General features: G+C 37.2%; 14 protein-coding genes and 3 pseudogenes. 7 read left to right on the top strand and 10 right to left on the bottom strand.

What is annotated here, in order from left to right; all coding sequences use genetic code 11:
• Nucleotides 1–385: 385 nt before the first annotated feature.
• From BN2628_RS03095 to BN2628_RS03070, 6 genes and pseudogenes are all read right to left on the bottom strand, one after another.
• Complete coding sequence (locus BN2628_RS03095) at nucleotides 386–2491, bottom strand: dipeptidyl-peptidase Dpp5 (protein ID WP_021930145.1); 2106 nt, start codon at nucleotides 2489–2491, stop codon at nucleotides 386–388.
• A gap of 19 nt (nucleotides 2492–2510) precedes the next feature.
• Complete coding sequence (locus tag BN2628_RS03090) at nucleotides 2511–4388, bottom strand: YgiQ family radical SAM protein (RefSeq protein WP_021930146.1); 1878 nt, start codon at nucleotides 4386–4388, stop codon at nucleotides 2511–2513.
• 8 nt (nucleotides 4389–4396) lie between these two features.
• Nucleotides 4397–6064 carry a formate--tetrahydrofolate ligase gene (locus tag BN2628_RS03085; RefSeq protein WP_021930147.1) on the bottom strand — a complete coding sequence of 556 codons (1668 nt, stop codon included), beginning with the start codon at nucleotides 6062–6064 and terminating at the stop codon, nucleotides 4397–4399.
• Between the two features lie 17 nt (nucleotides 6065–6081).
• The gene (locus BN2628_RS03080) at nucleotides 6082–6222 is read right to left on the bottom strand and encodes a UvrB/UvrC motif-containing protein (protein ID WP_257606373.1); all 141 of its coding nucleotides are present in this window, start codon (nucleotides 6220–6222) and stop codon (nucleotides 6082–6084) included.
• A 107-nt stretch (nucleotides 6223–6329) separates the two neighbouring features.
• Nucleotides 6330–7007 (bottom strand): annotated as a pseudogene (locus BN2628_RS03075) (DEAD/DEAH box helicase family protein); the annotation flags it as partial.
• A 35-nt stretch (nucleotides 7008–7042) separates the two neighbouring features.
• Nucleotides 7043–7234, bottom strand: a complete 192-nt coding sequence (locus BN2628_RS03070; protein WP_055095990.1) for a PspC domain-containing protein — start codon at nucleotides 7232–7234, stop codon at nucleotides 7043–7045.
• Nucleotides 7235–7472: 238 nt separating this feature from the next.
• Here BN2628_RS03070 and BN2628_RS03065 point away from each other — a divergent pair, with 238 nt between their 5' ends.
• The 4 genes from BN2628_RS03065 (at nucleotide 7473) to BN2628_RS03050 (ending at nucleotide 10520) form a co-directional block, all read left to right on the top strand.
• The gene (locus BN2628_RS03065; RefSeq protein WP_021930150.1) at nucleotides 7473–8774 is read left to right on the top strand and encodes a phenylacetate--CoA ligase family protein; all 1302 of its coding nucleotides are present in this window, start codon (nucleotides 7473–7475) and stop codon (nucleotides 8772–8774) included.
• 13 nt (nucleotides 8775–8787) lie between these two features.
• Complete coding sequence (locus tag BN2628_RS03060; RefSeq protein WP_021930151.1) at nucleotides 8788–9213, top strand: hypothetical protein; 426 nt, start codon at nucleotides 8788–8790, stop codon at nucleotides 9211–9213.
• Between the two features lie 158 nt (nucleotides 9214–9371).
• The gene (locus BN2628_RS03055) at nucleotides 9372–10175 is read left to right on the top strand and encodes an outer membrane protein assembly factor BamD (RefSeq protein WP_044228823.1); all 804 of its coding nucleotides are present in this window, start codon (nucleotides 9372–9374) and stop codon (nucleotides 10173–10175) included.
• A 12-nt stretch (nucleotides 10176–10187) separates the two neighbouring features.
• Entirely contained in the window at nucleotides 10188–10520 is a 333-nt protein-coding gene (locus BN2628_RS03050; RefSeq protein WP_021930153.1) for a DNA-directed RNA polymerase subunit omega, read from the top strand.
• A gap of 379 nt (nucleotides 10521–10899) precedes the next feature.
• Here BN2628_RS03050 and uvrB read toward each other — a convergent pair.
• A pseudogene (gene uvrB, locus BN2628_RS03045) lies at nucleotides 10900–12676 on the bottom strand (excinuclease ABC subunit UvrB); the annotation flags it as partial.
• On the opposite strand from uvrB, the pseudogene BN2628_RS17750 reads away from it, so the two are divergent.
• Nucleotides 12656–12766, top strand: a pseudogene (locus BN2628_RS17750) (RNA polymerase Rpb6); the annotation flags it as partial. The pseudogenes uvrB and BN2628_RS17750 sit on opposite strands and share 21 nt — an antisense overlap.
• Nucleotides 12767–13061: 295 nt before the next feature.
• Here the strand turns inward: BN2628_RS17750 and BN2628_RS03040 are convergent.
• On the bottom strand, nucleotides 13062–13658 hold the full coding sequence (locus tag BN2628_RS03040; RefSeq protein ID WP_021930154.1) for a hypothetical protein: 597 nt from the start codon (nucleotides 13656–13658) through the stop codon (nucleotides 13062–13064).
• A 133-nt stretch (nucleotides 13659–13791) separates the two neighbouring features.
• Here BN2628_RS03040 and nikR point away from each other — a divergent pair, with 133 nt between their 5' ends.
• Both nikR and BN2628_RS03030 read left to right on the top strand, forming a co-directional pair.
• Complete coding sequence (gene nikR / locus BN2628_RS03035) at nucleotides 13792–14193, top strand: nickel-responsive transcriptional regulator NikR (protein WP_021930155.1); 402 nt, start codon at nucleotides 13792–13794, stop codon at nucleotides 14191–14193.
• Nucleotides 14194–14399: 206 nt separating this feature from the next.
• A complete protein-coding gene (locus BN2628_RS03030) occupies nucleotides 14400–16274 on the top strand; it encodes a TonB-dependent receptor plug domain-containing protein (protein WP_021930156.1) in 1875 nt (624 codons plus the stop codon).
• 72 nt (nucleotides 16275–16346) lie between these two features.
• Here BN2628_RS03030 and carB read toward each other — a convergent pair whose 3' ends face one another.
• Together carB and carA are read right to left on the bottom strand one after the other, a co-directional pair.
• On the bottom strand, nucleotides 16347–19571 hold the full coding sequence (gene carB, locus BN2628_RS03025; RefSeq protein WP_055096290.1) for a carbamoyl-phosphate synthase (glutamine-hydrolyzing) large subunit: 3225 nt from the start codon (nucleotides 19569–19571) through the stop codon (nucleotides 16347–16349).
• A 29-nt stretch (nucleotides 19572–19600) separates the two neighbouring features.
• The gene (gene carA / locus BN2628_RS03020; RefSeq protein WP_021930158.1) at nucleotides 19601–20674 is read right to left on the bottom strand and encodes a glutamine-hydrolyzing carbamoyl-phosphate synthase small subunit; all 1074 of its coding nucleotides are present in this window, start codon (nucleotides 20672–20674) and stop codon (nucleotides 19601–19603) included.
• Nucleotides 20675–20811: the final 137 nt, after the last annotated feature.

The raw sequence follows: 20811 nt of genomic DNA, 5'->3' as shown, positions 1-20811 counted from the left end.
TCAGGTTTTCAAACTACAAGATAAGCATAACGCTTCTTCTTATTTCTAATATGTCCGGAAAGAATTATAGCTCAATCCAATTACAAAAATAATAAATATTACCAATAATCATTCGTTTTTAACACATTAATTTTCTATAGTTTATTTCGTTTCTTTTCCTATTTGGCTGTCGATTAGTTTATTGTCAAACTGCTCCTTAAATCAATTGCCCGTTGAGGCAAAGAGTCTATTTAGTAATATGTGGATAGCACACCTTATCTTATATACACTCAATAATTCGCTTTTATTTTAAACAAAAATACAGTCCTTTCAAAAAGGGAGTGTACACAAAAAAGAAGGCACCCTTTTCAGACACCTTCTTTCCTTATTTCAATAAAGCAACAAATCACTTGTTCTCTTCCGGTTTCAGCCAATGGTCAAGCCAACGGAAAAATACACGTTGCCACAAAATTGCATTTTGTGGTTGAGATATCCAGTGAGTTTCATCAGGGAATACAACCATCTCTGCCGGAACCCCTCTCAATACAGCAGCATTAAATGCTGCCATACCTTGCGAAGCCAATATCCTGTAATCATGCTCACCGTGAGTAACTAATATAGGCGTATCCCATTTATCAATAAACTTATGAGGAGAATTTGCATAACTCCGTTGAGCGATAGCATTATCTTTTTCCCAATATGCTCCACCCAAATCCCAGTTGGCAAACCACATTTCTTCAGTTTCTACATATTGCTGTTCTAAATTGAAAATTCCGGCATGAGCAATAAAAGCTTTAAATCGTTTTTCATGATGTCCGGCCAGCCAATAAATGGAAAATCCTCCATAACTTGCTCCTACAGCTCCCAAACGGTCTTCATCAACAAAGCTTTCCTTTTTCATCGTATCTATAGCCGAAAAATAATCTTTCATATTTTGACCACCATAATCACCACTTATCTGTTCGAGCCATTCTTGTCCGAATCCATATAATCCTCGTCTGTTAGGTGCAACGATAACGTATCCGTTAGCTGCCATCAGTTGTAGATTCCAACGATATGACCAGAATTGACTCACAGGACTTTGAGGTCCTCCCTGACAATACAGTAATGTCGGATATTTTTTATTCGGGTCAAAATGAGGCGGATATATAATCCACGTCAACATTTTTTTGTTATCCGTAGTGCCTATCCAGCGCCCCTCGACTTTACCCATCGTTAGTTGATCCAGAATATCCTTATTCTCAAAAGACAGTTCAGACACCTCTTTAGTCGACATTTTTATAGAATAAATTTCATCGGGCTTTGAAATAGAATGACGCAAAGCAATCAACGTTTCATCATTAACCGGAGAGACGGAAGCATAATCAAAATCCCCATTAGTAATTTGGTCTATTTTTTTACTTTCGACATTTATTTTGAATATCTGTTCTGTCCCTTGGACAACACTTAAAAAATAAATGTCTTTGCTATTCTCCGCCCATACAAGCTGATCGAGACTGTAATCAAACTCATCTGTTAAGTAACGCTTTTCCCCACTTTGTAAATCAAGAATAAATAATCGGTTTTTATCCGACTCATAACCATCGCGCTCCATACTCATCCAGGCCATATAATGTCCATCAGGAGATATGCGTGGATTAGTATCATATCCCATCATTCCTTCAGTCAAGTTTCGTGCATTCTTACTCTCTATATTGTAAATATATATATCAGAATTTGTAGATAGAGAATATTCCTTACCTTGTTTCTTACGAGATGTATACACAATATTTTTACTGTCAGGTGTCCACGCAAAATCATCTGTTCCACCAAAAGGCTTCATCGGTGCCTCATAAGGTTCCCCTTCCATAATATCAGAAATATTCTTTATCTCATCCTTTCCATTAAAATCAGCAACAAATGGATGCGGAATGCTCTCGACCCATTCATCCCAATGCTTATACATCAAATCATCAATAACACGACCCGTAGCCTTGGGAAGGTCAGGATATAAGTCAGAAGCCCTTTGTCCATATTTTATATTGGAAAAAAACACTATCTTGGTTTCATCCGGAGATATAACGAATCCATCTATTCCATTCTCCTGATTACTTATCTGAACACGTTGGCTGCCATCCGCATTCATTACCCAAAGCTGTGAATTCCCGCTCTCGGTCGACAAAAATGCTATTTTTTCTCCATTTTGGAACCATACAGCATTTTGTTCCGATTTCGGAGTCCGGGTAATCTGCTTTTTATCACTTCCATCAATATTCATGACAAAAAGCTCCCGGTTACTTTTATTTTCTGGGATACTTACATAAGTAACTCCATACAGAATCTTTTGTTTATCAGGCGATAATTCTACACCTCCGACTCTTCCGAGGCTCATCATAACTTCAGGAGTCATAATTCCGTTTTCAATCTTCGGAGAACTTTTGCCGATAATCTCGCCTGTATCACTTTTTTGTGTTTGACAGGCTGATAATACAACGGTTCCGGCCATAATTAAACTGTTTATTGTTCGTTTCATATATAACAATTATTTTATATTATTTCTTTCTTCGTTTCTGCTTATCGGCAAAATTATCATATCGAATAAAACTACCATACAATTTTTGCAATAAATCTCTACGATGTATGCGTATCAACTCTTGTTCTATCTTTTTCCGCTGGTCAGGTTTATACCAGAAGAAAAATTGCCTTTGCGCCAATTTTTCTTCTTGGCTGTGAGCTGTAAATATTTTTTCTCCGGTATAAGGGTGATATCCGGTATAATATATTTCTGTTGCCAGCGTCATCGGGGTAGGGGTGAAGTCTTGAACCTGTTCCAAATGAAAATTCAGTTTTTTTGTAATGACAGCCAATTCAGCCATATCTTCTTCATGACAACCCGGATGGCTTGATATGAAATACGGGACTATCTGTTGCTTTAGACCTTCTTCTTGATTTATCGTGTCAAATGTTTTTTTAAAAGTTTCAAACTGTTTGAATGAAGGTTTTCTCATAACATTTAGAACCCGGTCGGATGTATGTTCCGGTGCAACTTTCAACCTTCCTGAAACATGTCTGCTAATAAGTTCTTTAGTATATCTTTTATTAGCTTCATTTATTTTTTCATCTTTATGACGATATTGTAGTAAATCATAACGAACACCACTGCCAATGAACGACTTTTTTATCCCTTTGAGAGCATCCACGCTATGATATATATCCAGCAATGGAGTATGGTCCGTATTCAAATTCGGACATATTTCCGGATAAATACAGGAAGGGCGTTTACATTTACGGCATATCCTCTGGTCAGAACCGTGCATTTGGTACATATTGGCCGACGGGCCGCCTAAATCACTCAAGTAACCTTTAAAATCCGGCATACTTATAATTTCTTTCACCTCCTTTAATATCGACTGTTTCGAGCGGGAAGCAATAAATTTTCCCTGATGTGCAGATATAGTGCAAAACGCACATCCTCCAAAACATCCTCTATGGAGATTTACCGAAAATTTTATCATCTCATAAGCTGGAATGGTTTTCCCCTTATATTTAGGATGAGGCAAGCGGGTATAAGGCAAATCAAATGAAGCGTCTATTTCCTCTTCACTTATCGGAGGAAAAGGAACATTGACTTTTACGACAACGTCCCCGCATTTTTGCCATAATCGGCGAGCTTCATATTTATTCGACTCTGTTTCTATATGTTTAAAATTGGCCGATTGCAATTTTCGGTTCGCAAGACATTGTTCATGAGAAGCCAAAACAACATCCGTATCATTTTCTGTCTCCTTGGGAATTTCATGAATAGAGGTGATTACAACTGTTTGTCGGATATCTTTTATAGAGTCCACTGTTTCTCCGTCGAGCAGACGGGCAACTAACTCTCTTATTGGCTTTTCTCCCATGCCATATATCAATAAGTCGGCTTTCGAATCGACTAATATACTGGGACGCAAACGATTTTCCCAATAATCATAATGGGTAAGCCGTCTCAAAGAGGCCTCTATCCCTCCGATAACAACCGGAACATCAGGATATAGTTTTTTCAATATTTGAGTATAGACGATGGTAGGGTAGTCCGGACGCATGCCGGCCCGGCCATCGGGAGTATAGGCATCGTCCGACCGAAGCCGTTTATTGGCCGTATAGTGGTTTACCATCGAATCCATAGCTCCCGCCGAAATTCCGAAAAACAATCTGGGTTGACCTAATTTTTTAAAGTCTCTCAAATCATCTCGCCAGTTCGGTTGGGGGACAATTGCCACTCGTAGCCCTTCAGATTCCAAAGTCCGCCCGATAACTGCAGCCCCGAATGAAGGATGATCTACATAAGCATCACCCGAGAAAAGAATCACATCTATATAATCCCATCCTCTGAGTTCAATCTCTTTTTTAGTAGTTGGCAACCAGTCCTGTAATTTATATTCTTTCATTATATCCTTTAGCTTAATCCCGTTATTTCCCCGTTGATGACGTCTATTTTATAAGCATTCGGTATCTTCGGAAGTCCCGGCATACGTATAATATCACCTGCCAATGCGACAACAAATTCTGCCCCGTTATTGATAACTATATCATTTATTTCGAATTCAAAATTTTCAACAGTTCCAGTCTGCTTTGGATCATTTGTAAACGAATATTGAGTCTTGGCAATACATACCGGATAATGATTGAGTTTTAAATTCTCGATTTGCAGTAGCTTTTCCTCCGCCTTTTTACTGAATTTTACATTTCCCGCACCGTATATTTTACAAGCCACTTTTTCTATTTTAGTACGTATTCGGTCTTCATTTTCATACGTAAATTTAAGAGGAAGAGAAGGCTGAGACCCTATCGCCTCTACAACTTCCTTAGCTAAATGCAGTGCACCATTACCGCCTTCGGAAAAAGCATTGTTTATTGCAAAACGAACACTTTTTTTGGCACAATACTTACGGAGTATGTCGATTTCCTCATCACTATCAGTAGAAAAACGATTTAGAGCAACCAATACGGTCTGTCCGAAAGCCTGCATATTCTTTATATGTTTGTCAAGATTATCAATACCCTTTCTAACTCCGTCCACATTTGACAATTTAATCTGTTCTTCAGGAATATTCCCATGCAACTTCAATCCTTGCAAAGTAACAACGATAACTGTGAGGCTGGGAGACAAACCACTCTGTCGACATTTAATATTGAAAAATTTTTCCGCTCCGAGGTCTGCACCGAATCCGGCTTCGGTAATGGTATAATCACCATATGTCAAAGCCATTTTAGTAGCTATCACAGAATTGCAACCATGAGCGATATTCGCAAATGGTCCTCCATGAATAAATGCTGCCGTATTTTCTGTCGTTTGTACCAGATTGGGAAGAATCGCATTTTTCAACAAAGCTGTAATCGAACCGCCTATACCAAGGTCCTTTACCAAAAAAGGGGAACCATCGATACGATATCCTAACAAAATCTTGTCGATGCGTCTCCTCAAATCAACCAAGTCCGAAGCCAAACACAATATTGCCATCAACTCCGATGCCGGAGTAATGTCAAATCCGGTTTCTGCCGGAACGCCATTGTAACCACCACCCAGTCCGGATATTATTTGTCGCAATCCCCGGTCATTAATATCCAAAACCCGTTTCCATACAACACTCTTCAATACCGTTCCCTGATTGCGATTTTGATATATATAGTTATCCAGTAAAGCAGATATCATATTATGGGCAGAAGTAACTGCATGGAAATCCCCTGTAAAATGAAGGTTAATGTCTTCCATGGGCAATACTTGAGCATATCCGCCTCCTGCCGCCCCTCCTTTGATTCCGAAACATGGACCTAAAGACGGTTCACGCAAAGCTACAACGGCCCGCTTACCTAATTTATTCAATCCTAAAGCGAGTCCTATACTGACTGTCGTTTTACCTATTCCCAACCGAGTAGGGGAAATAGATGTTACCAGTATCAGACGATGCCGTTTTATTTTTGATTCACTTATCAGATGTATCGGAACTTTGGCTATATATTTGCCGTAATGAACCAGTTCATCATCATCTATTCCTATAGAACAAGCTACTTTATTTATTAATTCCAACTTGGTCTCTCTGGCAATTTCTATATCCGATTTCATACGATATATCAGTAAATTTAAAGGGTTGCATATTTATCTTCTAACTTTATCAGTTCGTCACGTAATTGCGCTGCTTCAATAAATTCCATCTTCTTGGCCGCTTCAACCATTGCTTTACGAGTTTTCTCGATTGTTTTCTTCAATTGGTCTTTACTCATATATTGTATTACCGGGTCGGCAGCTATATTCGCACTCTGGCTGTATTCTTCTCTATACAAAATAGGTTCTGCACCGGTATTTTCCCTATTAAGAACAGAATTTTTNGATCTACACTCTCAATGGATTCTATTTCTTCACCCCAGAAAATAACTCTTAATATAATATCTGCATAAGCCAAAAATATATCGACAGTATCGCCTTTCACTCGGAAATTACCTCTATCCAGTACGACTTCATTTCTTGAATAAAGGCTATTGACCAAAGAACGAAGAAAATTATTTCTCTCCAGTTTCATGCCTACATGAAGGTCGATAACATTACTATGAAAATCTTCAGGATTCCCGATACCATACAGACAAGACACAGACGAAACCACAATGACGTCCTTCCGCCCGGATAGCAAAGACGATGTAGTCGATAACCGGAGTTTCTCTATTTCATCATTTATCGCAAGATCTTTCTCTATATACGTATCTGTGGTTGGGATATAAGCTTCCGGCTGATAATAATCATAATACGATACAAAATATTCCACAGCATTATCCGGGAAAAAGCTCTTAAACTCACCGTACAATTGTGCTGCCAAAGTTTTATTATGACTAAGAATCAACGTCGGTTTTTGGACCCTTTCAATGACGTTAGCCATTGTAAAAGTCTTTCCTGAACCGGTTACCCCCAACAAAGTCTGATAAGGAATATTATCCTTAATGCCCTGACTCAATTCATCAATAGCTTCCGGTTGGTCTCCGGTAGGTTTATATGAAGAAACTATTTTAAACTCCATAAGACAATTTTGTATAGCCAATTATTATCCAGTTATTATCGAGCTTCAGGTATGATGAATATAAGTATCACGTAAGCGACAGTTATCGGGAAAAAACCGGTAAATACCGCAGCTAATACGACGATTACTCTCATGAGAGTAGCATCTATATCGAAATAATCGGCCAGCCCGCCACAGACTCCGGCTATTATTTTATTGTTTGACCGTAAAAGTTTTTTTTCAGACATAATTTGTATGGATATTTTGATGCGAATATACGAAAAAATGGTACAATATTAGGGAGACATTATATAGAATTAAAGCATTATAATTCTATATAATAGAATATTTATTTCAAATAAAATTTTATCAATCCATTTTTATAACATATTAAAAGTTTTTCCGTTAATATATGTATGAATCGGCATTTTTTGCTTACTTTGCCTAAAATACATAAAATAACAATAAAAAGCAGGAATATTAGAAATGATTTGGAACGAAACCATGGAATGCATGAAGCGTGAAGATATGCGCAAATTGCAAGGGATACGCTTGAAACAAACTGTCGAGAGAGTATATCATAATACACCTTTTTATCGAAAAAAAATGCAGGAAATAGGAATAACACCTAATGATATAAATTCTATTGACGATATTGTAAAATTACCGTTCACAACAAAACAAGATTTACGGGACAATTACCCGTTTGGCCTCTTTGCCGTACCTATGTCTGAGATTGTGCGTTTACACGCATCGTCAGGAACTACTGGACGGCCTACTGTCGTTGGATATACTCGTCAAGACCTTGTAACTTGGGCCGAATCAGTAGCGCGATGTCTCTCTGCTTACGGAACCGATAAAAATGATATATTTCACGTATCATATGGCTATGGTTTATTTACTGGAGGAATGGGACTACATTACGGTGTCGAAAATCTAGGTGCGACAGTCATACCCATGTCAAGTGGAAATACTGCAAAACAAATACAACTGATGCGAGATTTCGGGCCCACAGCTCTGGCTTGTACACCTTCTTACGCATTATATTTGGCAGATGCCATACAGGATTCTGGCATACCGAGAGAAGAGTTTAAATTGAGAGTTGGCATATTCGGTGCAGAACCTTGGACCGAAAATATGCGCCGTGAAATAGAATCCAAACTAGGCATAAAAGCTTACGATATTTACGGGCTCAGTGAAGTTATGGGACCGGGAGTCGCCCATGAATGCGAATATCAGCATGGAGCCCATATCAGTGAAGACCATTTTTATCCGGAAATAATAGACCCTAAAACATTAGAACCCTTAGCCCCCGGAGAGTCAGGAGAATTAGTATTCACTACAATCACTAAAGAAGGTCTGCCTTTGCTAAGATATCGTACCAAAGATTTATGCTCGTTAATATACGAACCATGTCCTTGCGGTAGAACCACAGTTCGTATGACCCGAATTACAGGACGCAGCGATGATATGTTGATTATTCGAGGTGTAAACGTATTCCCGTCCCAAGTCGAAAGTGTAATACTTGAAATGCAAGAATTCGAACCTCATTACATGCTGATTGTCGATCGCAAAAATAATTTGGATACTCTCGAAGTATTGGTTGAAGTGCGTCCCGAATGCTATTCCGACGAAATTACCCGAATGGTAGAATTAAAAAAGAAAATAGCTCACCGTTTGCAAAGCGTACTGGGCATTGCCGCAAATGTAAAATTAGTGGAACCACGTAGCCTCGAACGCAGTCAAGGAAAAGCCAAACGAGTGATAGATAACCGAAATATACAATAAACCTGTAAATATTATGATTATAAAGCAATTATCGGTTTTTCTCGAAAACAAAACTGGACGTATAAATGAAGTGACCTCAGTGTTAGGAAATGCTGGAATCAATTTATCGGCATTCAGTATGGCTGAAAATGCAGAATTTGGTATTCTTAGAGTCATTGTGTCAGACCCGGATAAGGCCTACAAACTACTTAAAGACAATCATTTCGGAGTAACATTGACGGAAGTTGTCTGCCTAAATTGTCCGAATACCCCGGGAGCCTTATCAAAAGCATTGCACTATCTGTCAGAGGCAGGAGTATTTATTGAATACATGTATGCCTTTTCTTCAGGCGACGTTGCACATGTGGTAATTCGCCCCAACGATATAAATATGTGTATCGATATTTTGCGTAGACACAGCCTTGAGTTGATGGCTGCACACCAACTATATCAATTGTAATCTTTTTTAATAATCATATATATAGAATAGTACAGGTCGGCAATACACAGCAGAGACCTGTGCTATTTTATTTATTTAATAGAGTATATCCGTTAAAATTCATTTTTTTGTTTTTGTTATTCGATGCTATTTCCTACATTTGCACATTATTTAAGCATATGAAAAGAAAAATTATATATTTATTTGCCATAATCATGCTTTTCGCTTCATGTAGCGAATACAATAAAATACTTAAAAGCCAAGATTATGAGCTAAAATATGAATATGCTAAGAAATATTTTGAACAGAAAAAATATTCGAGAGCGTATACATTATTGGAAGAGTTGGTAACCATATTCAAAGGTACCGACAAAGCTGAGGAATCACTTTATTTACTGGCAAGAAGTCATTATCTGGCCAAAGATTATATCACCTCAGGGCAATATTTTACAACATATTATACCAATTATCCTAAAGGACAATATGCCGAATTATCCAGATTCTACGCAGGATATGGATATTATCTGGATTCTCCCGAACCGGCACTCGACCAGTCAGGAACATATAAGGCAATAGATGAGTTACAAATGTTTTTGGAATACTTTCCCAAAAGTGAAAGAGCCAAAGAAGCGCAAGACATAATCATTTCTTTACAAGAAAAATTGGTAGAAAAAGAATTGTTAAGTGCTCAATTGTACTATAATTTAGGGAACTATATGGGCAATAATTATGAGTCGGCAGTAATAACGGCTCAAAATGCATTGAGAGACTATCCCTACACAAAATATAGAGAAACATTATCTTTCCTTATTTTGAAAGCTAAGTTTCAGGAAGCTACTCAAAGTGTTGAAGAAAAGAAAATAGACCGTTTTCGGGACGTAATTGATGAATATTACAGTTTCATAAATGAATTTCCCGAATCTTCTAATATGAAAGAGGCCAAACGCATGTTTAATGTAGCAAATAAATACGTAAAAGAATAATCGAAAAGAGATATGGATTACAAAAAATCGAATGCACCCACTAACACGGTGACCCGCGATATGATCGCATTGTCAGAAGATACAGGTAATGTATATGAAACAGTTTGTATTATTGGTAAAAGAGCCAATCAGATTGCGGTTGAAATGAAGGCTGATTTGGAAAAAAAATTACAAGAATTTGCTTCTTATAATGATAATCTGGAAGAGGTTTTCGAAAACCGGGAACAAATTGAGATTTCCAAATATTATGAAAAGTTGCCAAAACCCACATTGATTGCAACTCAAGAATATATTGAAGGGAAGATATATTATAAAAATCCAGCCAAAGAAAAAGAAAATCTTTAACTCATAAGAAAATAGAAAAGCTGTCTCAAAATAAATTTGGGGCAGCTTTTTTGTGTCAATGCTTATTGATAAAAATATCTGACAAAACCTACCTTTTTTCTGTCAAAGCTTATTTTTGTATCATATATTAAAAATGATATTCAAAACTGTACAAGAAAATCTCCGGTAAGAGAAACCACGGAAAAGGAATGAGGAAAATTTCTTTTTTAAAGAATATCAATGATTCATGTTTAGAATAAAATAGAGGCCATCTCAATATATANCAATTGGTCTTTACTCATATATTGTATTACCGGGTCGGCAGCTATATTCGCACTCTGGCTGTATTCTTCTCTATACAAAATAGGTTCTGCACCGGTATTTTCCCTATTAAGAACAGAATTTTTGGCCTTTTGAATGGCTTGAGGAGTAATATTATGCTTTTCGTTATAAGCTAACTGTTTCTCCCTTCGGCGATTGGTTTCATCTATAGTTTTCTGCATGCTTTCCGTAATCCTGTCGGCATACATGATTACCATTCCGTTTAAGTTTCTGGCAGCACGACCTGCAGTCTGAGTCAGGGACCGATGAGACCTTAAAAAACCTTCTTTATCAGCATCAAGTATCGCTACCAATGATACCTCGGGCAAGTCAAGCCCCTCTCTTAATAAATTAACTCCGATAAGGACATCATACAATCCATTACGTAAATCGTCGATGATTTTTATCCGCTCCAGAGTATCTACATCCGAGTGGATATAGTTACAACGGATATCGAGACGCAGAAGATATGTATTCAACTCTTCCGCCATACGTTTGGTCAACGTAGTTACCAATACCCGTTCATCTTTTTCTATACGTACTTGAATTTCTTCCAACAAATCATCTATCTGGTTTAGGCTTGGACGAACTTCTATAACAGGATCCAATAATCCTGTAGGACGTATCACCTGTTCTACAATGACACCTTCACTCTTCTCCAGTTCATAATCGGCAGGAGTAGCACTCACAAAAATTACCTGTTTGGCCAATTCCTCAAACTCTTCAAACTTTAACGGACGGTTATCTATAGCTGCTGGCAGGCGAAACCCATATTCCACCAAATTAGCTTTACGAGAATTATCCCCTCCGTACATAGCTCGTATTTGAGGTATAGTAACATGACTTTCATCTATGATAACCATAAAATCCTTTGGAAAGTAATCCATAAGACAGAAAGGCCGTGTCCCGGCTGCTCGTCCGTCAAAGTATCGCGAATAGTTCTCTATTCCAGAGCAATGGCCAACCTCTCTAATCATTTCCAAATCATAAGTAACCCTTTCTTGTATACGCTTGGCTTCCAGATTTTTCCCTATCGACTGAAAAAATTCAACCTGCTTACCCAAATCAATTTCTATTTCTCCTATTGCTCTATCTATACGTTCTTTTGTTGTAACAAAAATATTAGCAGGATATACCTTATAATCATTGAAAAGAGTAATAGTATGTCCACTCACCGGATCTACACTCTCAATGGATTCTATTTCTTCACCCCAGAAAATAACTCTTAATATAATATCTGCATAAGCCAAAAATATATCGACAGTATCGCCTTTCACTCGGAAATTACCTCTATCCAGTACGACTTCATTTCTTGAATAAAGGCTATTGACCAAAGAACGAAGAAAATTATTTCTCTCCAGTTTCATGCCTACATGAAGGTCGATAACATTACTATGAAAATCTTCAGGATTCCCGATACCATACAGACAAGACACAGACGAAACCACAATGACGTCCTTCCGCCCGGATAGCAAAGACGATGTAGTCGATAACCGGAGTTTCTCTATTTCATCATTTATCGCAAGATCTTTCTCTATATACGTATCTGTGGTTGGGATATAAGCTTCCGGCTGATAATAATCATAATACGATACAAAATATTCCACAGCATTATCCGGGAAAAAGCTCTTAAACTCACCGTACAATTGTGCTGCCAAAGTTTTATTATGACTAAGAATCAACGTCGGTTTTTGGACCCTTTCAATGACGTTAGCCATTGTAAAAGTCTTTCCTGAACCGGTTACCCCCAACAAAGTCTGATAAGGAATATTATCCTTAATGCCCTGACTCAATTCATCAATAGCTTCCGGTTGGTCTCCGGTAGGTTTATATGAAGAAACTATTTTAAACTCCATAAGACAATTTTGTATAGCCAATTATTATCCANATATATTGAAGGGAAGATATATTATAAAAATCCAGCCAAAGAAAAAGAAAATCTTTAACTCATAAGAAAATAGAAAAGCTGTCTCAAAATAAATTTGGGGCAGCTTTTTTGTGTCAATGCTTATTGATAAAAATATCTGACAAAACCTACCTTTTTTCTGTCAAAGCTTATTTTTGTATCATATATTAAAAATGATATTCAAAACTGTACAAGAAAATCTCCGGTAAGAGAAACCACGGAAAAGGAATGAGGAAAATTTCTTTTTTAAAGAATATCAATGATTCATGTTTAGAATAAAATAGAGGCCATCTCAATATATATTTTGAGACAGCCTCGTTTTCATCAACACATAATCATCTAAAAACAAGTTCATCAAAATCTATTTGATAGTGGAACTTGTTTTTTCTTTCGCCGGGTATTTGCTCGTATATTTCCGATAGAATATTTTTCACCATAATAAAACTCATACCGGAAACTTCTATTTTTATTTGATTTAGAGGAATTAACTTCGGAACGACTTTTGTCATCAAAAAAGCCAATTCTTCAGAATATTTACTTATTGCTTCTTTTTTTCCTTTATCTGAGAGGCAGACAATGATATCGTCGATATTAATATTCATATTGTCTGTTATAAAGTCAAATTTTTTGTATTTTTGTTCAAAATTTTGGGAATTTTCTATGACATTCTTTAACTCTTTCAGCCGATGGATAATATCGTGACCAGGCATTAAAAGATAATTGGAGGATGTAATATCTTGTTCCCACGAAATAGTAAATTCTCTATTTTCAGATAATTGTATTTCTGTAAATATTTGAGAATGATTATTTTTCAAATAAAGACATATATCTTTGAGACCTTCACCAAGAGATATATCATCACATTGCTGGTCAATGGTGGCATTTATATAGTCTTTGTTGTGGGTGTATTTTATGATAAAATAATTTGTCATATTAATGTTGTTTCTTAGGTTAAAACAAGATTAATGCAGAAATGTTTTTACTTATTATGTAAACAAATATTTATTGAACTTGTTTTAACTTATGGCAAACGAAATTAGTATTAAATAAGATAAAATTTGCAATATGGCATTAAAGAGGTTTGGTGTTTCATTAGATGAGGAATTGGTCAATTCTCTTGACCGGTTTGTTATAGATAATGGTTTTGCCAATCGTTCACAGGCTATTCGTTTTCTTGTAGAAAAAAACATAGCGGAAAAAAAATGGCAATGCAATCATATCGTTGCAGGAACGATAATTATTATGTATGACCAGTCTAAGAAAAATATACCTCAGCGAATCGACGAAATACAACAATTTTATCAAGATGTTATTTTATCATCGGCACAATATTATCTGAATAAAAACTTTTGCTTGCATATTGCTACGGTTAAAGGAGAAGCTTATCGATTGACAGAGTTATCAGACAAATTGGTCTCCATACGGGATATTAAACACGGTAAATTGGTTATGAGTCGGGCAGATTAATTTTTTTGGGGTACAAAGTAACACGATTCAGAAAAATAATAACACGAATTAAGGGTCATTTTTTTTGTGCTCAAATAATATATTAAGAAATAATTATTTTATGTATCATATTTGAAAAATGTAGGTTGAAATATTTTACAACTAACTAAATACGATTCTATCGTAACACGATTTTATGAAAAGATATTACAAATAATAAATAAAAAATGAAACAAAAACTTCAAATTACAGCATTATTCGTGTTTTGTTTGGCAGGATATAATCCCGCTAAAGCAGACCGTTCATTATCTGATACCTTAGAAATAGAGCAAGTCGTTGTAACTGCTAATAAAACTTTGGTAAATAAGAACAATATTCCACTATCTGTATCTGTTATAACAAGGGAAGAAATAGATAAAAGTAGTGAATCGGCTCTATTACCAGTATTGTCACAACGAGTTCCCGGACTATTCGTTACTCAGAAAGGTATCACAGGATTCGGTGTATCGAATGGAGGAGCAGGGGCAGTAAATATTCGAGGGGTCGGGGCTGGGAACAAAGTCCTGATGTTGTTCGACGGACAACCTCAATGGGCAGGAGTTTTTGGGCACAGCTTACCCGATACCTATGTAGCTTCCGACGTAGATAGAGTAGAAGTGATACGAGGCCCAGGCTCCTTACTATATGGTTCCAATGCTATGGGCGGAGTCGTGAATATCATAACCCGTAGCCAACACGAAGAAGGGGTTACAACACATGCCCGGATAATGTATGGGTCGTATAATACGCAGAAATATATGGTGAACAATGGAGTGAAATTGGGTAAATTCAACAGCTTTTTCTCTATCAATCACGACCGTACTGATGGTCATCGTCCCAATTCTCAATTTAATATAACTAATGGTTTCGGCAAATTAGGCTATAATATAAATAACCACTTTTCAGTGATGGGAGATGTCAGTTTAGCATACTATGACACTCATAATCCCGGTACGATAGATGAACCTATGTATCATAACTGGATGAAAATATGGAGAGGTACAGCTTCTGCCTCCTTGTCCAATAAATTCGATAAACATAACGGTGCAATACAACTGTTTTATAATTGGGGGAATCATAAAATAGACGATGGACAGAATACAGATATCCCCAGCACATATTATTTCCGTTCTACCGATTTCAATTATGGCGTTTTGGCATATGAATCGTTCTTTCTGTTTCCCGGAAATCAATTTACTTTAGGGGTAGATTATAAGAATTGGGGAGGACATGCATGGAATGATAACTTCGACGGAACAGAAAAACTAATTATAGATAAAAGCGTGCATGAACTGGCTGGATATATTGTTATGCAACAAGAATTGTGGAGCATTTTGAACTTGAATGCCGGAGTCCGTTATGAACATAATACTACATTCGGAAACGAATGGGTTCCGCAAGCCGGATTGACGATTAATCCCTTCCACGGAAATACGATTAAAGCATCCTTTTCTAAAGGTTTCAGAAGTCCGAATATAAGAGAACTATACATGTATGCTCCGGCTAATCCCGATTTGAAACCGGAAAGTATGCTCAATTATGAAATATCGGTCGGACAACAATTCTTAAATGGGAAATTGCATGCGGAAATTACAGCATTTTATATCGATGGAAAAAATACCATTGTGGCGACTCCCGTTAACGGGAAAATGAAAAATATAAATACGGGAAAATTTTATAACAAAGGGGTGGAATTTGATTTATCATACCACTTTCTTAAAAACTGGAATTTCGGAACTAACTATAGTTATTTACACATGAATAAACCTTTGGTCGGTGCTCCTGAACATAAATTATTCGGAGAAATTGACTATACCCCTGGAAAATGGAGCTTTACACTTAATACTCAGTCCATTTTCAATCTTTATGTTACTACAAAACCGGTAGATAAAGAAAACTATACTCTTTTGAATGCTCGGATAGCATATCGTTTCGGAAATGACAAACGTAATATAACTTTATTTGTAAAAGGTGAGAATTTAACGAATACTTCGTATACAATCAACGAAGGCTTTCCCATGCCGGGAATTATCGCGATGGGAGGTATCGACGTGAGATTTTAATTGAAGTAATCACAAGAAAGAAGGAGGTATCCCGAAAACAGTATACCTCCTTCTTTCTATCTTTTTACAGAATCATTTATATTCTTCCCAACTCTTAATTTGTATTTCACTGATATTCATACTACAAAATGCTCCGATAAAAGCCGAAGCTAAACGAGCATTTGTAATCAATGGAATATTGAAGTCTATAGCTGCTCGACGTATTTTGTAACCGTTGTCTAATTCAGTTTGAGTCAGATTCTTAGGAATGTTTACAACAAAATCTATTTCTTTATTGTGAATCATATCCAAAGCCTGGGGAAATTGCTTAGTTTCGCTGGGCCAATATACCCGTGTAGAAGGGATTCCATTATCTGCCAAGAATTTATGGGTCCCGCCTGTTGCGAAAAGCTTGTATCCTTTGTTATGTAGCATGACAGCAGCATCGAGCATATCAGTTTTTTGCTTTGCCGTACCCGTTGATAACAAGATATTTTTCTCTGGAATAGAGTATCCTACAGATAGCATCGATTTCAACACAGCTTCATAAGTATCGTCTCCAATACAACCGACTTCTCCGGTAGATGCCATATCTACACCTAAAACCGGATCTGCCTTTTGCAATCTGGAAAAAGAAAATTGAGATGCTTTTATCCCGACATAGTCCAAATCAAATTCGTTTTTGTTCGGTTTCTCTACCGGAAGTCCCATCATCACCTTTGTCGCCAATTCTATAAAGTTTATTTTCAATACTTTTGAAACAAATGGGAAACTTCTCGATGCTCTCAAATTACATTCGATTACCTTGATATCATTATTTTTAGCCAAAAATTGGATATTGAAAGGTCCGGATATTTTTAATTCTTTAGCGATTTGACCGGCAATTTTCTTTATGCGACGAACGGTCTCCACATATAATTTTTGAGGAGGAAATTGTATCGTTGCATCCCCAGAATGTACTCCGGCAAATTCTATGTGTTCCGATATAGCATACATAACTACTTCTCCGTTGCAAGCAACAGCATCCATTTCGATTTCTTTTGCATGTTGTATAAATTCACTTACAACTACCGGATGTTTTTTCGAAACATTAGCTGCTAATTGAAGAAATTGTTTCAACTCCGTATCATTGGAACATACATTCATTGCAGCACCCGACAATACATAAGAAGGACGTACTAATACTGGATAGCCCACTTCGTCGACAAAATCAAAAATATCGTTGAGAGTACTTAATTCTCTCCAACGAGGTTGGTCGATTCCCAGTCTGTCAAGCATCGACGAAAATTTATGTCGGTCTTCCGCATTATCTATAGATGTAGCTGAAGTTCCCAGAATATTTACATTCTGTTCATCAAGGCGAGTTGCTAAATTGTTGGGGATTTGTCCTCCGGTAGAAAGTATGACACCATGAGGATTTTCGAGTTCGATGATATCCATCACCCGTTCGAAAGTCAATTCATCGAAATAAAGTCGGTCGCACATATCATAATCGGTAGAGACAGTTTCAGGATTATAATTAATCATTACCGATCTCCAGCCTTCTTTTCGAATCGTATTAAGAGCGTTGACACTGCACCAGTCGAATTCAACCGAACTACCGATACGGTAGGCTCCAGAGCCTAAAACGATAATCGACCGTTGATCTCCCCAGTATTTTACATCATTTTCTGCACCGTTATACGTCAAATATAGATAATTGGTTTGTGCTGGATACTCTGCAGCTAAAGTATCGATTTGTTTCACTACAGGAGTTATGCCCTTCTTTTTTCTTAAATTCCGTATCGTAAGTATCGTAGCTTCGGCATCGTCCATTTTGTCTTGCAATATCGAGCGGCCTATTTGAAAATCCGAAAAGCCTTGCTTTTTAGCTGTTCTCAATAAATCTTCAGGTATTTTCTCTATATCCTGGATAGTTTCAAGTTCAATAGCTGTCCTGATGATATTATGAAGTTTTTGTAAAAACCATTTATCTATATGAGTCAGTTTATGTACTTGATCTATGGTGTATCCCTGCCGGAATGCTTTCGAAATAACGAAAATACGTTTATCGGTCGGTTCTCTTAAAGCCTTGTCTATATCTGTAATAATAAGCTCTTTATTGCTAACAAATCCATGCATTCCTTGACCAATCATGCGCAGCCCTTTTTGAATAGCTTCTTCAAATGTACGACCGATAGCCATAACTTCACCCACTGATTTCATACTCGAGCCTAACTCTCTGTCTACACCTTGAAATTTGGCTAAATCCCAACGAGGTATTTTGCACACGATATAATCTAATGCAGGCTCGAAAAATGCAGATGTCGTTTTTGTAACCGAATTATTCAAATCAAATAATCCGTATCCTAAACCCAGCTTTGCTGCGACAAAAGCAAGAGGATACCCCGTTGCTTTCGAGGCCAAGGCCGAAGAACGGCTCAATCGGGCATTGACTTCGATAACCCGGTAATCTTCCGACTGTGGATCAAAAGCATATTGGACATTACATTCCCCTACAATACCAATATGCCGGATAATTCGTATCGCCAGCTCTCGTAATTTATGATATTCACTATTGGTAAGAGTTTGAGATGGAGCCACAACGATACTTTCTCCCGTATGAATACCCAATGGGTCGAAATTTTCCATATTACATACTGTAATACAGTTATCAAATCTGTCCCGCACCACTTCATACTCGATTTCTTTCCAGCCTTTCAACGACTTTTCGACCAATATTTGGGGAGAAAACGATAGCGCTTTTTCGGCCATACGTTTCAGTTCTTCAGGATTGTCACAGAACCCACTACCTAAACCACCTAAAGCATAAGCTGCACGGATTATAATCGGATAACCCAATTCATCAGCTGCTTCCAGAGCACCTCCTAAATTGTCGGTAGCAATACTCTTTATTGTTTTTACATTTATCTCATCCAGTTTTTTCACGAAAAGTTCTCGGTCTTCAGTATCAATGATTGCTTGTACCGGAGTTCCTAAGACTTCCACATTATATTTTTCCAATACTCCAGATTGATATAATTTGACACCGCAATTCAGGGCTGTTTGCCCTCCGAATGCCAGTAAAATACCATCCGGTGTCTCTTTTCGTATTACTTTTTCGACAAAATACGGAGTCACAGGCAGAAAATATATTTTATCAGCGACACCTTCCGACGTTTGTACCGTAGCAATATTAGGGTTTATCAGTACGGTATAAATACCTTCTTCTTTCAAAGCTTTCAGAGCTTGTGAACCTGAATAGTCAAATTCCCCGGCTTCTCCGATTTTCAAAGCACCGGAACCCAGAATCAAAACTTTCTTAATGTTATCTTTTATATGGCTCATCTATTTCTATTTTTACAAGTTTAAAGCATATTTACAAATTCGTCGAAGAGAAATTCCGTGTCAGTAGGTCCACTGGCCGCTTCTGGATGGAATTGAGCAGAAAACCACGGTTTGGCTTTATGTCTTATACCTTCATTTGTACCGTCATTCATATTGATAAAAAGAGGTTCCCATTCATCACTTAGTGTGTTGTTATCTACGGCAAAACCGTGATTTTGTGAAGTTATAAAGCATCGGTCGGTACCAATCATACGTACCGGTTGGTTGTGGCTCCTATGTCCGTATTTTAACTTATAAGTAGAAGCTCCGCTGGCCTTCGCCAATAACTGATTTCCCATACAGATACCGAAAATCGGTTTATCCTCTTTCATGGCCTTTCGAATATTTTCGACAGTAGCATTGCATAAATCTGGATTTCCCGGACCATTCGATATGAATAATCCGTCATAACTGAGCATATTAAAATCGTAATCCCAGGGAACTCGTACCACTGTTGCATCTCGTTTCAATAGACATCTAATTATATTATGTTTCACCCCACAGTCGACCAAAACGATACGCTTTCGACCCCGTTCATATGTGATAATATCTTTACAACTAACTCTTGCTACCTGATTTTCCATATTAGGGTCTATAAAATCGATTTCATTATCGTTATCAAAAACGATTTTTCCTTTCATCGAACCGTTTTCTCTCAACCTTTTCGTCAGTTCCCGCGTGTCTATTCCGAAAATACCGGGTATTTTTTCCTCTTTTAACCAAGCGGCAAGACTTCGGGTCGCATTCCAATGACTATATTCAAACGAATAATCGGAGATAATAACGCCTTCGACGTGTATTTTCTCCGATTCATAAAAAGTGGATAAATTGTCATTGTTAAAAGAACGGGGAGGAACCCCATAATTTCCAACTAACGGAAATGTTATAACCAAAATTTGACCTGAATAAGAAGGATCTGTCAGACTCTCGGGATATCCCACCATTGCCGTATTAAAAACAACTTCTCCGGCTGTAGCTTTTTCATAACCGAATGATTTTCCCCGAAATACAGTTCCGTCATCTAAGATTAGAGAGACGCTTTTTATATTCTGCATATACGATAGATTAATGTGATTATTGTTATAGTAAGGTGGTTTCTATCGTAAAAACCATGCAAAGCTAAAGAAAAAAAATGAAATATCGGCATATATTCATATATTATTTTTCTATTTTTAATTGAAATAACAAATTG

Source organism: Gabonia massiliensis, from assembly GCF_001403595.1.
Taxonomy (GTDB): domain Bacteria; phylum Bacteroidota; class Bacteroidia; order Bacteroidales; family Coprobacteraceae; genus Coprobacter; species Coprobacter secundus.
The sequence above is the reverse complement of the archived record's forward strand: the minus strand, read 5'-3'. Positions and strand labels throughout refer to the sequence as shown.

Coding starts and splice junctions, on each gene's coding strand:
- nikR (WP_021930155.1), top strand. CDS start 13,792: ATGGCATTAAAGAGGTTTGGTGTTTCATTAGATGAGGAATTGGTCAAT.
- BN2628_RS03060 (WP_021930151.1), top strand. CDS start 8,788: ATGATTATAAAGCAATTATCGGTTTTTCTCGAAAACAAAACTGGACGT.
- BN2628_RS03095 (WP_021930145.1), bottom strand. CDS start 2,491: ATGAAACGAACAATAAACAGTTTAATTATGGCCGGAACCGTTGTATTA.
- carA (WP_021930158.1), bottom strand. CDS start 20,674: ATGCAGAATATAAAAAGCGTCTCTCTAATCTTAGATGACGGAACTGTA.
- BN2628_RS03065 (WP_021930150.1), top strand. CDS start 7,473: ATGATTTGGAACGAAACCATGGAATGCATGAAGCGTGAAGATATGCGC.
- BN2628_RS03085 (WP_021930147.1), bottom strand. CDS start 6,064: ATGAAATCGGATATAGAAATTGCCAGAGAGACCAAGTTGGAATTAATA.
- BN2628_RS03055 (WP_044228823.1), top strand. CDS start 9,372: ATGAAAAGAAAAATTATATATTTATTTGCCATAATCATGCTTTTCGCT.
- BN2628_RS03070 (WP_055095990.1), bottom strand. CDS start 7,234: ATGTCTGAAAAAAAACTTTTACGGTCAAACAATAAAATAATAGCCGGA.
- BN2628_RS03050 (WP_021930153.1), top strand. CDS start 10,188: ATGGATTACAAAAAATCGAATGCACCCACTAACACGGTGACCCGCGAT.
- BN2628_RS03040 (WP_021930154.1), bottom strand. CDS start 13,658: ATGACAAATTATTTTATCATAAAATACACCCACAACAAAGACTATATA.
- BN2628_RS03090 (WP_021930146.1), bottom strand. CDS start 4,388: ATGAAAGAATATAAATTACAGGACTGGTTGCCAACTACTAAAAAAGAG.
- BN2628_RS03080 (WP_257606373.1), bottom strand. CDS start 6,222: ATGAGTAAAGACCAATTGAAGAAAACAATCGAGAAAACTCGTAAAGCA.
- BN2628_RS03030 (WP_021930156.1), top strand. CDS start 14,400: ATGAAACAAAAACTTCAAATTACAGCATTATTCGTGTTTTGTTTGGCA.